The 14,845-nt window shown below is 71.0% G+C and carries 15 protein-coding genes; 13 read left to right on the plus strand and 2 right to left on the minus strand.

Annotation, left to right across the window (positions count from 1 at the left end):
• Positions 1-59 precede the first annotated feature (59 nt).
• Positions 60-851, plus strand: coding sequence for a proteasome subunit alpha (gene prcA / locus ACF08W_RS13265; protein ID WP_352277594.1), 792 nt, complete (start codon positions 60-62; stop codon positions 849-851).
• Between the two features lie 64 nt (positions 852-915).
• Here prcA and ACF08W_RS13270 read toward each other — a convergent pair whose 3' ends face one another.
• Positions 916-1,947, minus strand: coding sequence for a LacI family DNA-binding transcriptional regulator (locus ACF08W_RS13270; protein WP_392279296.1), 1,032 nt, complete (start codon positions 1,945-1,947; stop codon positions 916-918).
• A 132-nt stretch (positions 1,948-2,079) separates the two neighbouring features.
• Between ACF08W_RS13270 and ACF08W_RS13275 the strand changes: the two genes are divergently transcribed.
• From ACF08W_RS13275 to ACF08W_RS13330, 12 genes are all read left to right on the plus strand, one after another.
• A complete protein-coding gene (locus ACF08W_RS13275; protein WP_392279297.1) occupies positions 2,080-3,339 on the plus strand; it encodes an MFS transporter in 1,260 nt (419 codons plus the stop codon).
• Between the two features lie 9 nt (positions 3,340-3,348).
• Positions 3,349-4,710 carry a Pup--protein ligase gene (gene pafA / locus ACF08W_RS13280; protein ID WP_352277589.1) on the plus strand — a complete coding sequence of 454 codons (1,362 nt, stop codon included), beginning with the start codon at positions 3,349-3,351 and terminating at the stop codon, positions 4,708-4,710.
• Positions 4,711-4,874: 164 nt separating this feature from the next.
• Positions 4,875-5,819, plus strand: coding sequence for an FKBP-type peptidyl-prolyl cis-trans isomerase (locus tag ACF08W_RS13285; RefSeq protein WP_385210645.1), 945 nt, complete (start codon positions 4,875-4,877; stop codon positions 5,817-5,819).
• 44 nt (positions 5,820-5,863) lie between these two features.
• The gene (locus tag ACF08W_RS13290) at positions 5,864-6,238 is read left to right on the plus strand and encodes an FKBP-type peptidyl-prolyl cis-trans isomerase (RefSeq protein ID WP_352277586.1); all 375 of its coding nucleotides are present in this window, start codon (positions 5,864-5,866) and stop codon (positions 6,236-6,238) included.
• Between the two features lie 115 nt (positions 6,239-6,353).
• Positions 6,354-7,307 carry a WYL domain-containing protein gene (locus tag ACF08W_RS13295; RefSeq protein WP_352277585.1) on the plus strand — a complete coding sequence of 318 codons (954 nt, stop codon included), beginning with the start codon at positions 6,354-6,356 and terminating at the stop codon, positions 7,305-7,307.
• Positions 7,308-7,325: 18 nt separating this feature from the next.
• Positions 7,326-8,285, plus strand: coding sequence for a WYL domain-containing protein (locus ACF08W_RS13300; RefSeq protein WP_352277583.1), 960 nt, complete (start codon positions 7,326-7,328; stop codon positions 8,283-8,285).
• A gap of 19 nt (positions 8,286-8,304) precedes the next feature.
• The gene (locus tag ACF08W_RS13305) at positions 8,305-8,574 is read left to right on the plus strand and encodes a hypothetical protein (RefSeq protein ID WP_352277582.1); all 270 of its coding nucleotides are present in this window, start codon (positions 8,305-8,307) and stop codon (positions 8,572-8,574) included.
• A gap of 62 nt (positions 8,575-8,636) precedes the next feature.
• Complete coding sequence (locus ACF08W_RS13310) at positions 8,637-8,837, plus strand: hypothetical protein (protein ID WP_385210651.1); 201 nt, start codon at positions 8,637-8,639, stop codon at positions 8,835-8,837.
• A 261-nt stretch (positions 8,838-9,098) separates the two neighbouring features.
• A complete protein-coding gene (tatA, locus tag ACF08W_RS13315) occupies positions 9,099-9,392 on the plus strand; it encodes a Sec-independent protein translocase subunit TatA (protein ID WP_352277579.1) in 294 nt (97 codons plus the stop codon).
• Between the two features lie 65 nt (positions 9,393-9,457).
• Positions 9,458-10,408 carry a twin-arginine translocase subunit TatC gene (tatC, locus tag ACF08W_RS13320; protein ID WP_392279298.1) on the plus strand — a complete coding sequence of 317 codons (951 nt, stop codon included), beginning with the start codon at positions 9,458-9,460 and terminating at the stop codon, positions 10,406-10,408.
• 17 nt (positions 10,409-10,425) lie between these two features.
• Complete coding sequence (locus tag ACF08W_RS13325) at positions 10,426-11,334, plus strand: diacylglycerol kinase (protein WP_392279299.1); 909 nt, start codon at positions 10,426-10,428, stop codon at positions 11,332-11,334.
• A gap of 44 nt (positions 11,335-11,378) precedes the next feature.
• Positions 11,379-14,213, plus strand: a complete 2,835-nt coding sequence (locus ACF08W_RS13330) for a DEAD/DEAH box helicase (RefSeq protein ID WP_392279300.1) — start codon at positions 11,379-11,381, stop codon at positions 14,211-14,213.
• Positions 14,214-14,337: 124 nt separating this feature from the next.
• Here ACF08W_RS13330 and ACF08W_RS13335 read toward each other — a convergent pair whose 3' ends face one another.
• Positions 14,338-14,781: an SPW repeat protein gene (locus tag ACF08W_RS13335; RefSeq protein WP_352277574.1), complete on the minus strand. Its 444-nt coding sequence runs from the start codon at positions 14,779-14,781 to the stop codon at positions 14,338-14,340.
• Between the last annotated feature and the right edge of the window lie 64 nt (positions 14,782-14,845).

Consider the following 14,845-nt stretch of genomic DNA (forward strand, 5'->3'; position numbering starts at 1 on the left):
CCCCCCGTTCCACCGCTTCCCCGACGCTCTCGTCACCGACAGAAAGGGACGGACAACAGGTGTCGACGCCGTTCTATGTCTCTCCTCAGCAGGCCATGGCCGACCGGGCGGAATACGCCCGGAAGGGCATCGCCCGTGGTCGCAGCCTGGTCGTGCTGCAGTACGCCGACGGCATCGTGTTCGTCGGCGAGAACCCGTCCCGCGCGCTGCACAAGTTCAGCGAGATCTACGACCGGATCGGTTTCGCCGCCGCCGGCAAGTACAACGAGTACGAGAACCTCCGCATCGGCGGGGTGCGCTACGCCGATCTGCGCGGCTACACCTACGACCGCGACGACGTGACGGCCCGTGGGCTGGCCAACGTCTACGCGCAGACGCTCGGCACGATCTTCTCCAGCGCGGCCGAGAAGCCGTACGAGGTGGAGCTGGTGGTCGCCGAGGTCGGCGTCGATCCGGAGGGCGACCAGATCTACCGGCTGCCGCACGACGGCTCGATCGTGGACGAGCACGGCTCGGTCGCGGTCGGCGGCAACGCCGAGCAGATCAGCACCTTCCTGGACCAGCGGCACCGTGACGGGATGACGCTCGCCGAGGCGCTGAAGCTGGCGGTGCAGGCGCTGTCCCGCGACCCCAACGGCAGCGAGCGGGAGATCCCCGCCGAGCGGCTGGAGGTCGCGGTGCTGGACCGGACGCGGCCGCAGCAGCGGAAGTTCAAGCGGATCGTCGGCGGGCAGCTCGCCCGGCTGCTGGAGGCGGACGGCTCCCCGGCGGACGCCGGCTCCGAGACCGGGGGAGAGGGCGGCGAGTCCGCCGCGCCCGGGACGTCCGATTCCGGCGGGGACGTCGAGTAGCCCGCCCGCAGCGATTCGTCCGTACCGTGGACCGGCCCGCCCCTTCCGGCGGGCCGGTCCACGGTCATGTGCGCGGCGGCGCCGACGAGCCGCGCGCCACCAGACGTACGGGAAGGCTGCCCGGCTCGGCCGGCCGGTCCTCCAGGACCGCGAGCAGGGCGGCCATGCCGCGCTCCCCGACCTGCTCGGCGGGGAGCTGCACGGTGGTCAGCTCCGGCTCCACGGCCACCGCCAGCGCCAGGTCGTCGAAGCCGGTGACCGACAGGTCGTCGGGGACGCGCAGACCGAGCCTGCGGGCGGCCTTGCAGGCCCCCGCGGCGAGGATGTCGTCGTCGCAGACGAGCGCGGTCGGTGCGGGCCCGGGTCCGGGATCGGCCAGTACGCGCTCCGCGGCTTCCCGGCCCGCGTGCACGTCGAGCGCGGCGGTGACCGTCCGTACCGAGGTGCCCGGCACCGCGCGCAGGGCGGCGTGCAGCGCCCGGCCGCGCGCCGCGAAGGTCCAGGAGTCGACCGCCGAGGCCAGATGGACGAAGCGGCGGTGGCCCAGGGCCAGCAGATGCTCCGCCACCTGCCGCATCCCGTCGGCGATGTCCAGGTTGACGCGGGCGGCCACACCGGCGTCCGCCGGGTCGCTGTCGAGCATGACCAGCGGCAGACCGGCGCCGCGCAGCGCGCCGAGGGCGTCGGCGGCCATCGAGGAGGCGATCACGCCGTCCAGGGAGGAGCTGGCCGAGGCGAACGGGTCCTTGGCCGGTCCGGTGCCGTCGGGCGACGGATAGAGGACGACCCCGAAGCCGTGCTCGGCGGCGACCGACGCGGCGCCGGTGTAGACCCGGGCGAAGAACTCGTTGGTGAGCGCGGGGACGACCAGCAGCGCGGTCCTGGTACGGCCCAGGCGCAGATTACGGGCGGCGAGATTCGGCCGGTAGCCCAGGCCCCGGGCGGCGCCGCGGACGCGCTCGGCGGTGGCCTCGGAGACCCGGCCGCGCCACTTGTCGCCGAGGACCAGGGAGACGGTCGCCTGCGAGACGCCCACCGCCCGCGCCACGTCGCGGCTGGTGGGCCGGGGCGGGGCGGGTTGCGGTGCGCTGCTCACTCGGGCCTCCGGGCCGGTCGGGGCAGGTGCCGTGCGGTGGACCTGCGGACTGGCCACATGGTACGTATGGGCATCGACGTTATACGTAAAACCTCGGGGTTGCCGAACACCGGGGGAGAGGGGCGAAGCGACATGGCCGCGGGCTATCTGGACATCCTCCGGGCGCGGCACGCCGCCCGGCTGCTGGCGGGAACCCTGGTGGGGCGGCTGCCCAACGGCACCGCCCCGATCGCGATCGTGCTGTTCACCCGGGCCGAGGGCGGCAGCTACTCCCTGGCCGGCGCGCTCGCCGCCGTCTACGGACTGGCCACCGCGGTGGGCCAGCCGCTGCTCGGGCGCGCGGTGGACCTGTACGGCCAGCCCCGCGTCCAGCTCCCCGCCGCCGTCGTGTCCGCGCTGGGCATGGCCGTGCTGGCGCTGGCGGGCCTGGGGTCGCTGCCGCTGGCCTACGCGGCGGTGGTGGTGGCGGGGCTCTTCACCCCGCCGCTGGAGGGCGGGCTGCGGGCCCTGTGGCCGAGCGTCCTGGGCCGGGAGGACCGGGTCCACCGCGCGTACGCCATGGACGCGGTCGCCCAGGAGATCATGTTCACCGCGGGCCCGCTCCTGGTGACGGCGCTGGTCGCCGTCTGGTCGCCGGCCGCCGCGCTGCTCGTCATCAACGTGATCGGCGTGCTCGGGGCGCTCTCCGTCGTCCTCTCCGAACCCTCCCGCGCCTGGCGCTCCGCACCCCGCGAGGCGCACTGGCTGGGCGCGCTGCGTTCACCGGGGCTGCTGGCCCTGCTCGGCTCCTTCTTCTTCGTCGGGCTCGCGCTGGGCTCGATCACGGTGGCCGGTGTCGCCTACGCCGACGACCACGGCCGGGAGGCCGTGTACGGCTGGCTGATGGCGGCGCTCGGGCTGGGCGCCCTGGTCGGCGGCACGGTCTACGGGGCGCGCCAGTGGTCCGGGGCGCCGGAACGCCGCCTCCGGGCCGTCGTCGCCCTGCTGGCGCTCGGCTACCTGCCCCTGACGCTGACGCCCTCGGTCCCCGCCATGATCGCCCTGATGGCCCTGGCCGGGGTCTTCCTGGCACCCGCGATCGCCTGCTCCTTCATCGTCGTCGACCGGCACGCCCCGCGGGGCACCGTCACCGAGGCGTTCTCCTGGCTGGTGACCACGTTCGGGGTCGGCGCGGCGGTCGGAACGGCCGCGGCGGGCCCCGCCGTCGAAGCGGGAGGGACCTCGTGGAGTTTCGCCGTCGCGGGGGCCGGAGGGGTGGCGGCGCTGCTCGTTCTCCTGACGACCGGAAAGGTGCTGGAGGTTCCCGGGCGTACCGCGGTTGCCGCACATGGATCGGAAAATGATCGAAACGGAGCTGTCGAACCCGGTTTCAGCTCAGGCCATCAGGCGTAATGTTCAGTCATGGACCGCCGCATTTTCGGGCTGGAGAACGAGTACGGCGTCACGTGCACGTTCAGGGGACAGCGCCGACTGTCCCCTGATGAAGTGGCGCGCTACCTCTTCCGCCGTGTTGTGTCATGGGGCCGCAGCAGCAATGTCTTTCTGCGGAACGGCGCCCGCCTCTACCTCGACGTGGGATCGCATCCGGAATATGCAACCCCCGAATGCGACAACCTGACCGAACTGGTCACCCACGACAAGGCCGGCGAGCGCATTCTCGAAGGTCTGCTCGTCGACGCCGAACGCCGCCTGCACGAGGAGGGAATCGCGGGCGACGTCTACCTCTTCAAGAACAACACCGACTCGGCGGGAAACTCCTACGGATGTCATGAGAACTACCTCGTGGCCCGGCACGGAGAATTCTCCCGGCTCGCGGACATCCTCATTCCCTTCCTCGTCACGCGACAACTGATCTGCGGCGCGGGCAAGGTGCTGCAGACCCCCCGGGGCGCGGTCTACTGCGTCAGCCAGCGTGCCGAGCACATCTGGGAGGGCGTCAGCTCCGCGACCACGCGTTCCCGCCCGATCATCAACACCCGCGACGAACCGCACGCGGACGCGGAGCGGTACCGCCGCCTCCACGTCATCGTCGGCGACTCCAACATGTCCGAGACGACCATGCTCCTCAAGGTCGGCGCGACCGACCTGGTGCTCCGCATGATCGAAGCCGGCACGGTGATGCGGGACCTGACGCTGGAGAACCCGATCCGGGCGATCCGCGAGGTCAGCCACGACACCACCGGGCGGCGCAAGGTGCGCCTGGCCAGCGGCCGCGAGGCCTCCGCCATCGAGGTGCAGCGCGAGTACTACGAGAAGGCCGTCGACTTCGTCGACCGCCGGGGCATCCGCACCGGCACGGTCGCCCGGGTCCTGGAGCTCTGGGGCCGCACGCTCGACGCGGTCGAGGAGGAGGACCTCGACCGGATCGAGACCGAGATCGACTGGGTGATGAAGTACAAGCTCATCGAGCGGTACCGGGCCAAGCACAACATGACCATGTCGCACCCGCGGGTCGCCCAGATAGACCTCGCGTACCACGACATCCACCGCCGACGCGGCCTGTACTACCTGCTGGAGCGCAAGGGCCAGGCCGCCCGCGTCTGCAACGACCTGAAGATCTTCGAGGGCAAGTCCGTGCCCCCGCAGACCACCAGGGCGCGGCTGCGCGGGGACTTCATCCGCAGGGCGCAGGAACAGCGGCGGGACTTCACCGTCGACTGGGTCCACCTCAAGCTCAACGACCAGGCGCAGCGCACGGTGTTGTGCAAGGACCCCTTCCGTTCGGTCGACGACCGGGTGGAGAAGCTGATCGCGGGCATGTGACCGGAACAGGCCGTTCCAGGACACCGGTGCGACGAGGACCCCGTACGTTTCCCGTACGGGGTCCCCGTACGTCCATGGGGGTGTAGGACCGGCCCCGATCGGCCGCACACCCCCTAGAGTGGCGGGGACCCACCCCATCGTGTCGTCTGAGATCTGAGGAACAAGTGCGCCGACTTGCCGGCCTTCTCGTCGTCCCCCTCCTGCTGCTGACCGCGGCATGCGGTGACGAGAAGGGCTCCGATTCCGTTTCCGCCTCCGCGTCGAAGGACGGGTTCCCCGCGATCACCGCGGGCGCGAAGTTCGGTGAGAAGCCGACCCTGGCCAAGGGGGAGGGCAAGCCGCCCAAGGAGCTCAAGACCAGAGTCCTCAGCAAGGGCGACGGCGCCACGCTCAAGAACGGCGACGCGATCCAGGTCAACTACCTCGGTCAGTCCTGGGATTCCGACAAGCCCTTCGACAACAGCTTCGACCGCAAGCAGCCGTTCGACCTGACCCTCGGTGCCGGCATGGTCATCCAGGGCTGGGACAAGGGCCTCGTCGGGCAGAAGGTCGGCAGCCGCGTCCAGCTGGTCATCCCGCCGGACCTCGGCTACGGCGCCCAGGGCCAGGGTGACATCAAGCCGAACGCCACGCTCGTCTTCGTCGTCGACGTCCTGAAGGCGACGCAGATCCCGGCCTCCGCCAAGGGCACCGAGGTCGCCCAGGACAACATCGACCTGCCCAAGGTCGGCACCAACACGGACGGCAAGGCCCCCAAGGTCACCATCCCGAGCAAGAGCACCCCGCCGGCCAAGCTCGTCTCCAACTACGTCCTGGAGTCCAAGGGCGAGGTGGTGAAGGACACCGACAGCGTCGTCGTGAACTACGTCGCACTGACGTGGAAGGACGGCAAGACCTTCGACAGCACCTACCAGGCGGGCAAGACGCAGACCTTCCCGCTCGCCCAGGTGACGCTGAAGGGGCTGAAGAACGGCCTGGTCGGCAAGAAGATCGGCAGCCGCGTGCTGCTCGTCATCCCGCCGGACCAGGGCTTCGGGGACAAGGCGCAGCAGACCATCCCGGCCAAGTCCACGCTGGTCTTCGCCGTCGACCTGCTGGCGAAGATGTAAGACTGTCCCGGTTGCCCAGTTCACCATCAACGAGGAGCAAGTCAGTGGAGATCGAGAAGCCGGAGATCGACTTCCCGGAAGGCGCGCCGCCGGCCGACCTGGAGATCAAGGACGTCTGGGAGGGCGACGGACCGGTTGCCAAGGCGGGCGACTTCGTCTCCGTGCACTACGTCGGTGTCGCCTTCTCCACCGGTGAGGAGTTCGACGCCTCCTGGAACCGCGGCCGGCCGCTGGAGTTCCAGCTCGGTGCCGGACAGGTCATCGCGGGCTGGGACCGCGGCGTGCAGGGCATGAAGGTCGGCGGCCGCCGCCGGCTGACCATCCCCGCGCACCTCGCGTACGGCGACCGCGGCGCCGGCGGCGGCCTCATCGGCCCCGGCGAGACGCTGATCTTCGTCTGCGACCTGGTCTCCGTCTGACCTCCGCCTCCGTGCGGAACGAGGGCCCGTGCCGGCAGGCACGGGCCCTCGCTTTTGTCCCGGCAGCGCGGGGCGGTACGGTCGACCGTCGTAGAGCGAAACAGAAGGGGCGTCGATGGCGATTGCCAAGGCCGAGCGGCTGATGAACCTGGCGCTGTGTCTCCTGGGGACCCGCCGCCCGCTCAGCAAGCGCGAGCTGCGCGGTTCCATCGAGGCCTATCTCGAAGCGGGCTCCGACGACGCCTTCAACAGGATGTTCGAGCGCGACAAGGACGATCTGCGCGAGCTCGGCCTGGTCATCGAGACCGTGGAGAACCTGGACGGCGAGACCGGCTACCTCGCCCGCCGCGACAGCAACCGGCTGCCCCCGATCACCCTGGACGCCGAGGAGGCCGCCGCGCTCGGGCTGGCCGCCAAGGTCTGGCAGCAGGCCCGGCTGGCCGGCGCGGCCAGCGGGGCCCTCCAGAAGCTGCGGGCCGCGGGCATGCCGGAGACCGAGGACGCCTACGAGGTGCACAGCGCCCTCGAACCGCGCATTCCCGTCCACGAGGCGGCGTTCGAACCCCTGATGCTGGCCTGCCGTGACCGCCGCCCGGTCACCTTCGACTACCGCAAGGGCAACGCCGCCATCCCCGAACAGCGCCAGGTCGAGCCGTGGACGCTGGAGTGCTGGCGCGGCCACTGGTACCTGGCCGGCTGGGACCGGGACCGGCGCGCCGAGCGTGTCTTCCGCCTCTCCCGCATCACCGGCCGGGTCCGCTCCCGGGCCGGGGCCTTCACCGCCGAGGTGCCCGACGTCGTCACCGTCCGCGAGACCGTCGAGAGCTGGGCCGGGGAGACGGCCACCAGGACCGCGCGGATCCGGCTGCGCACCGGCGCCGGATACCCGCTGCGCTCGCGCGCCGTGACGGTCCGGGAACTCGGGAACGGGTGGGACGAGTTGGAGATTCCGTACGGACACGGCCTGGACGCCTGGCTCGTCGAGTTCGGTCCGGACGTCGTCGTACAGGAACCCGCCGACCTGCGGGCCGATGTGGTGGACCGGCTGCGCGCCGTGGCCAAGGACTGAGGGAGAAGAGCACCACCCATGGCCACGAACGCGATCGACCAGACCCGCCGGATGCTCTCCCTGGTGACCTACCTCCGGGAGCGCCCCGGCGCCCACGTCCAGGACGTCGCCCGCGCCTTCGGGATCACCGAGGACGAGCTGATCTCCGACCTCGACGTGCTGCCCATGTGCGGCACCAGCTTCCGCGGCGGCGACCTGCTGGACATCGACACCGACGGTGACCGGATCTGGTGGCACAACCCGGACGACGTCGCCGAGCCGCTGCGGCTCGCCGCCGACGAGGCGACCGCGCTCCTGGTCGCCGCCCGTGCGGTGGCCACGCTGCCGGGCCTGCGCGAGAGCGACCGCCAGGCACTGCTGAGGGCCACCGCGAAGCTGGAGACCGCGGCCGGCGAGACGGGGGCGGCCAGTTCGCGGCTCTCGGTCACCTTCGAGTCCGAGGGCGGCGTCTTCGCCGAGGTCGACCGGGCGATCTCCGAGCGGCGCCGGCTCTGGCTGCGCTACTACTCGCCCGCGCGTGACGAGCTGACCGAGCGCGAGGTGGACCCGATCCGGCTGTTCGCCGTGGGCCACACCTACATGGAGGCATGGTGCCGCTCCTCGGAGGACCGGCGCACCTTCCGGCTCGACCGGGTCGCCGCGATCCGGCTGCTCGACGAGCCCGCCGCACCGCCCGAGCTGGAGCTGCGCGACCTGTCCGCGGGGCTCGTCCAGCCGGCCGCGGAGGACCCCGAGGTCATCGTCGAGGTCGGCCCCGGCGGACGCTGGGTCGCCGAGTACTACCCGCACGACAGCGCGGAGGAGCTGCCCGACGGCGGGCTGCGGATCGCGTTGCGCACCCCCGACCCCGCCTCGTTGCGCAGGCTCGCGCTGCGGCTGGGCGGCGAGGGTCGCATCACCTCCCCGCCGGAGCTGGCCCGCAGCGCGCGCGACGCGGCCCGCGCGGCGCTCGCCGGATACGACGACGGCACGGTCTGAGCGGAAACCGAGGGAAGGGATGAGCCGGATGTCTGTGGTGTCGGGCGTACCGACCGTGGTGGTACCCGAGTCCGTACGGTTCAGGGCCGCCTGCCCGGACTGCCGCGAGTGCTTCGAACTGGCCGCGGCGGCCCTCCGCCTGGCCGTGGGGGCCAGCCGCCGGACGACGTTCTACTCCTTCACCTGCCCCCGGTGCGGTGCGGCGGTCCGCAAGCCCGCGGGGGAGCGGATAGTCGAACTGCTCAGCCGCGGCGGTGTGCGGACCCTGCGCCTGCACACCGGCTCCTGAAGCACTCCGTCCGACACCCCCTAGGTATCAGACACCCCCTAGACACCATCGAGGCTCTCCGCATGTTCTGGCCGATGCTCGCCGTTGCCCTGGGCTTTCTCGGGATCGCCGTGCTCGGCGTGCTGGCCGTCCGGGTCTTCGTCGAGGCCCAGCGGCTCGGGCGTCAGGTGACGCGTACCACCCAGCGCATCAACCAGGCCGCGGAGGACCTGGAACGGGCGGCGACCGACCTCGCCGGGAACGGAGAGGCGCTGCGCCCGTAGCACTTCTCCCGCATCCAGGGAACCGGCTGTGAGCTGCGCCGATCGATCCGACCGGGCACGGCCTCCTGTTTCACGGATTCGGAGGGTACGCTGCTCACGGCGGCCCTGAGAGCGAGGCATGGGCCGTAATCGCACGGATGCATGGGTATTGCCCTGCGTTTACTCCTGCGGGATACGATCGCTGACGGTAAGAAGATCGGACGCCTTGTCCGAGGTTCCACCCGCCCCACCCCTGCTGCCTCGGTGAGAAGGTACACGCATATGTTCGGAAGGCTCGGCGCTCCCGAGATCATCCTGATCCTCGTCGTCATTGTTCTGCTGTTCGGCGCGAAGAAGCTTCCTGACATGGCTCGCTCGCTCGGCAAGTCGGCCCGCATCCTCAAGAGCGAGGCCAAGGCCATGAAGTCCGAGAGCGCTCCCTCGGCGACGCCGGCCGAGCCGGCCGCCAACGACGCCGCCCAGGACCAGGCAGCCCCGCGCACCATCAAGGCCGCGCCCGGCGACGTGACCAGCTCGCGTCCGGTCGGGGAGCCGACCGACTCGACCAAGCGCTGACAAGTAACGGGCCGACGCAGGCACGCCGACCGGCAACGGCCTGCCGCACGAGATGAGGACGTGGGTTGCTCAAGTCTGCCCGCAAGCAGGAGACGGACCCAGAGGGCCGCATGCCCTTGGTGGAGCACCTGCGTGAGCTGCGTAACCGCTTGGCCAAGGGCCTGCTCGGGATCGTCATCGTCACGATCGTCGCCGCGTTCTTCTACAAGGACATCATCGAGTTCTTCACCAATCCGGTGCTGAAGTCGGTCGGTTGCGAACACAGCTTCGCCGAGCTCGCCAAGAAGAGCGACGCCACCTGCGCACGGATCGTGCTCAACGGTCTCCTCACGCCGTTCACCCTCGCCCTCAAGGTCTCCCTGATGGCCGGTGTCGTCCTCTCGTCGCCGGTCTGGCTCTACCAGCTCTGGGCCTTCGTCGCCCCGGGCCTCCACAAGCACGAGAAGAAGTACTCGCTCTCCTTCGTGGGCGCCGGGTTCCCGCTCTTCCTCGCGGGCGGCTTCTTCGCGTACAAGACGCTGCCCACGATGGCGCGGGTGCTGCTGGAGTTCTCCCCGGCCGATCTTGACAACCAGCTGCCGCTGGACGAGCTGCTCGACCTGATCACCCGCATGGTCGTGGTCTTCGGGCTCGCCTTCGAACTGCCGCTGCTGCTCGTGATGCTGAACGTCGGCGGGATCCTCACCGGCAAGCGGATGCTCGGCTGGTGGCGGGGCATGATCATGGGCATCACCGTCTTCGCGGCGGTGGCCACCCCCAGCACCGACCCGGTGAGCATGCTGCTGCTCGCCGGACCGATCTGGGTGCTGTACTTCGCCGCCACGCTCGTCTCGCTCCTCAACGACCGCCGCAAGGCACGGATCGCCGCGTCCGGACCCGACGACGACGAGGCCTCGGAGCTGGATCTCACCCCCGAGGACATCGGTGAGGTCGAGTCCGTCTCGACCAGGAGGTCGCTGCCCTCGCAGTCGAACTCGGACCGTGACCGCCTCGACGGTTACGACGACATCACCTGACCTTGTAGGGTCCCCGGGTGACCAGCGAGATCACCCTCTTCGTCAATCCCACCGCGGGAAGCGGCCGGGGCGCGCACGCCGCGCAGCCGGCCGCTTCCGCCTTGCGGGACGCAGGATTCTCCGTACGGACCGTGCTCGGGGTGGACGCCGACGACGCGCTGCGGCGGGCCCGTGAGGCCGTCGCGGGCGGGACCGGGGCGCTGATAACCGTGGGCGGGGACGGCATGATGTCCCTCGCCCTCCAGGCGGTCGCCGGGACGACGACCCCGCTCGGGGTGGTCGCCGTCGGCACCGGCAACGACTTCGCCCGCGCGCTCGGGCTGCCGATCCGGGAACCGGCCGCCGCCGGACGGCTGGCCGCCGAGGCGCTGAAGGGCGGGACGGTACGGGAGATCGACCTGGGCCGGGTCGGCGAGCGGTGGTTCGGCTCGGTGCTCGCCTCCGGCTTCGACTCCCGGGTCAACGACCGGGGGAACCGGATGCGGTGGATCGGCGGCCGGTTCAAGTACGACCTCGCGATCGTCGCCGAACTCGCCGCGTTCAAGCCCATTCCGTACCGGGTCCGGCTGGACGGCGGACCGGTCCGGGAGATCGAGGCCACGCTCATCGCCGTCGGCAACGGGACGACGTACGGCGGCGGCATGCGGATCTGCGCGGAGGCCGTCATGGACGACGGGCTCTTCGACGTGACCGTGGTCGGCGACTGCAGCCGCGCCACCCTGCTCAAGGTCTTCCCCCGCGTCTACAAGGGGACGCACCTCGACCACCCCAAGGTCACCGTGCACCGGGTCTCCTCGATCGAGCTGGCCGCGGCGGGTGTCACCGCGTACGCGGACGGTGAACCGCTCGGGGCGCTGCCGCTGACCGCGACCTGCGTCCCCGGCGCAGTGCGGGTGCTCGCACCGGGGCGGGCCCCCGTCGTTTAAAGATCGCGTCACTGTCGGAGGCGCCGGGTAGGCTCGTAAGCAAGATGACAGAGGACCTCTCACCCGCTGAGCGATACCAGGCTTCTCGGACCCGTGCAGCCGAGCTGGCCACCGCACTCGCGCCCTTCCGCGAGCTGTACGAATTCGATCTGGACCCGTACCAGATCGAGGCCTGCGAGGCCCTGGAGGCGGACAAGGGGGTGCTCGTCGCGGCCCCGACCGGCTCGGGCAAGACGATCGTCGGCGAATTCGCCGTGCACCTCGCCCTGGAGCAGGGCCGCAAGTGCTTCTACACCACGCCGATCAAGGCCCTCTCCAACCAGAAGTTCGCCGATCTGGTCAAGCGGTACGGAGCGGAGAAGGTCGGCCTGCTGACCGGCGACAACAGCGTCAACGCCGATGCCCCGGTGGTCGTCATGACCACCGAGGTGCTGCGGAACATGCTGTACGCGGGCTCGCAGGCGCTGCGGGGCCTGGGCTACGTGGTGATGGACGAGGTGCATTACCTCTCCGACCGGTTCCGCGGCGCGGTCTGGGAGGAAGTGATCATCCACCTCCCGGACTCCGTGACGCTGGTGTCGCTGTCGGCGACCGTCTCCAACGCCGAGGAGTTCGGCGACTGGCTGGACACCGTCCGCGGTGACACCCAGGTCATCGTCTCCGAGCACCGCCCCGTGCCGCTCTGGCAGCATGTGCTGGCGGGCCGCCGGATGTACGACCTCTTCGAGGAGGAGACCGACCACGGCGGCCGCGGGGTCGGCCGCCGCGAGGTCAACCCCGACCTGCTCCGCCTCGCCCGGATGGAGAACCAGCGCGGTTACAACCCGCGCGAGCGCCGCCGCGGCAAGATGGTCCGCGAGGCCGACCGGGAGCGCGAGCGCCGCCAGCGCAGCCGGATCTGGACCCCGTCCCGGCCCGAGGTCATCGACCGGCTGGACGCCGAGGGGCTGCTCCCCGCCATCACGTTCATCTTCAGCCGGGCCGGCTGCGAGGCCGCCGTGCAGCAGTGCCTGCACGCCGGGCTGCGGCTCAACGACGAGGACAAGCGGCGCCTGGTCCGGGAGATCGTCGAGGAGCGGACCGCCACCATCCCCGGCGAGGACCTCCACGTCCTGGGCTACTACGAGTGGCTCGAAGGGCTGGAACGGGGCATCGCCGCCCACCACGCGGGCATGCTGCCGACCTTCAAGGAGGTCGTCGAGGAGCTGTTCGTCCGCGGGCTCGTCAAGGCGGTCTTCGCCACCGAGACCCTCGCCCTCGGGATCAACATGCCCGCGCGCTCGGTCGTGCTGGAGAAGCTCGTCAAGTGGAACGGCGAGCAGCACGCCGACATCACCCCGGGCGAGTACACCCAGCTCACCGGACGGGCCGGGCGGCGCGGCATCGACGTCGAGGGCCACGCCGTGGTGCTCTGGCAGCGTGGCATGGACCCGGGCGCGCTGGCCGGGCTCGCCGGCACCCGCACCTACCCGCTGCGCTCCAGCTTCCGGCCGTCCTACAACATGGCCGTGAACCTGGTGCACCAGTTCGGCCGGCACCGCTCGCGGGAACTGCTGGAGACCTCCTTCGCGCAGTTCCAGGCCGACCGCTCGGTGGTCGGCATATCCCGCCAGGTGCAGAAGAACGAGGAGGGCCTGGAGGGCTACCGGGAGGGCATGACCTGCCACCTCGGCGACTTCGAGGAGTACGCGCGGCTGCGCCGCGAGCTCAAGGACCGGGAGACCGAGCTGGCCAAGCAGGGCGCGTCCCAGCGTCGGGCCGCCGCCGCCGCGTCGCTGGAGAAGCTGAAGCCCGGCGACGTCATCCATGTGCCCACCGGCAAGTTCGCCGGGCTCGCGCTGGTCCTCGACCCCGGGCTGCCCGCCGGCCGGGCCAACGCGCACGGCCACCGCGGCATGGAGTACCACGACGGGCCGCGGCCCCTGGTGCTCACGGCCGAGCGCCAGGTCAAGCGGCTCGCCCCGATCGACTTCCCGGTGCCGGTGGAGGCGCTGGAGCGGATGCGGGTGCCGAAGTCGTTCAACCCGCGCTCCCCGCAGTCGCGCCGCGACCTGGCCTCCGCGCTGCGCACCAAGGCCGGACACATCGTGCCCGACCGGCACCGCAAGGGACGGTCCCCGGCCGCCGACGACCGGGAGATCGCCCGTTACCGCGCCGAGCTGCGCGCCCACCCCTGCCACGGATGCGACGAGCGCGAGGACCACGCCCGCTGGGCCGAGCGCTACCACCGTCTGAAGCGCGACACCCGGCAGCTGGAGCGGCGGATCGAGGGGCGGACCAACACCATCGCCCGCACCTTCGACCGGATCGTCGCCCTGCTGACCGAGCTCGACTACCTGCGCGGCAACGAGGTCACCGAGCACGGACGCAGGCTGGCCCGCCTCTACGGCGAGCTGGACCTGCTGGCGAGCGAATGCCTGCGGGCGGGCGTCTGGGAGGGGCTGAACCCGGCCGAACTCGCGGCGTGCGTCTCGGCGCTCGTCTACGAGGCCCGGCAGGCCGACGACGCGGTGGCGCCCAAGCTGCCCGCCGGGCCCGCGAAGACGGCGATGGGCGAGATGGTCCGGATCTGGGGCCGGCTCGACGCCCTGGAGGAGGAATTCAAGATCAACCAGGCGGAGGGCGTCGGCCAGCGAGAGCCCGACCTCGGCTTCGCCTGGGCGGTCTACATGTGGGCGTCGGGGCGGACGCTGGACGAGGTGCTGGGCGAGGCGGACATGCCGGCCGGGGACTTCGTGCGGTGGTGCAAGCAGGTGATCGACGTACTGGGGCAGATCGCGGCCGCCGCTCCCAAGGAAGGGAGCTCCGTGTCGCGGAGCGCCCACAAGGCGGTGGACGCGGTGCTCCGGGGAGTCGTGGCGTACAGCTCGGTGGGCTGAGTCCCGGCACAGGGATCCCCGGGCCCCTCGGGGCCCGGGGATCCCTGTGCCGCGCGGGCGGCTCCTTTGCCCGGCCGCTTCCGGCGCTTTCCGTGATGCGTGGTGCTTCCCCGCGGCCGCCTCCTCAGCCCGGGTGCTTCCCGCTCTTCAGGGCCACGCCGACACAGGCCAATCCGAGCAGCACGGTCAGGCCGCCGACGATGACGTTGCTGAGGACGATGCCGATGCCGGGGCTGCTGCCGACGATCCAGGTGGCGAGGATGGTCCAGGCGCCCATGACGCAGATGGCCCAGCTCAGGCCGTACATGCGCTCCGGCATGACGGTGAACCCGAGGCCGAGCGCGGCGATCGCGATACCCATGATCAGGTTGTGGGTGGCGAGGGCGGACTGGGTCGTCGTGAAGTGCAGCACCCACGGCGAGAGGGCGCAGTACAGGCCGACCAGGAACACCGGCGCGTCCACCAGGGCCACGTCCCGGCCGCCGAGCATGCGGGCATAACGGTCGCGCATCTCGGGGACGTCGGGGTGGGTGGCCATGTCATGGCCGGTGTGCGAGAGGTTCGACATGGGGTCGTCTCCTTCCCTCCGCTGACGGGGCCGCCGTATCCCTGCGATATGCGGCCCTAGCACC

Source organism: Streptomyces sp. NPDC015144, assembly GCF_043079735.1.
Taxonomy (GTDB): Bacteria; Actinomycetota; Actinomycetes; order Streptomycetales; family Streptomycetaceae; genus Streptomyces.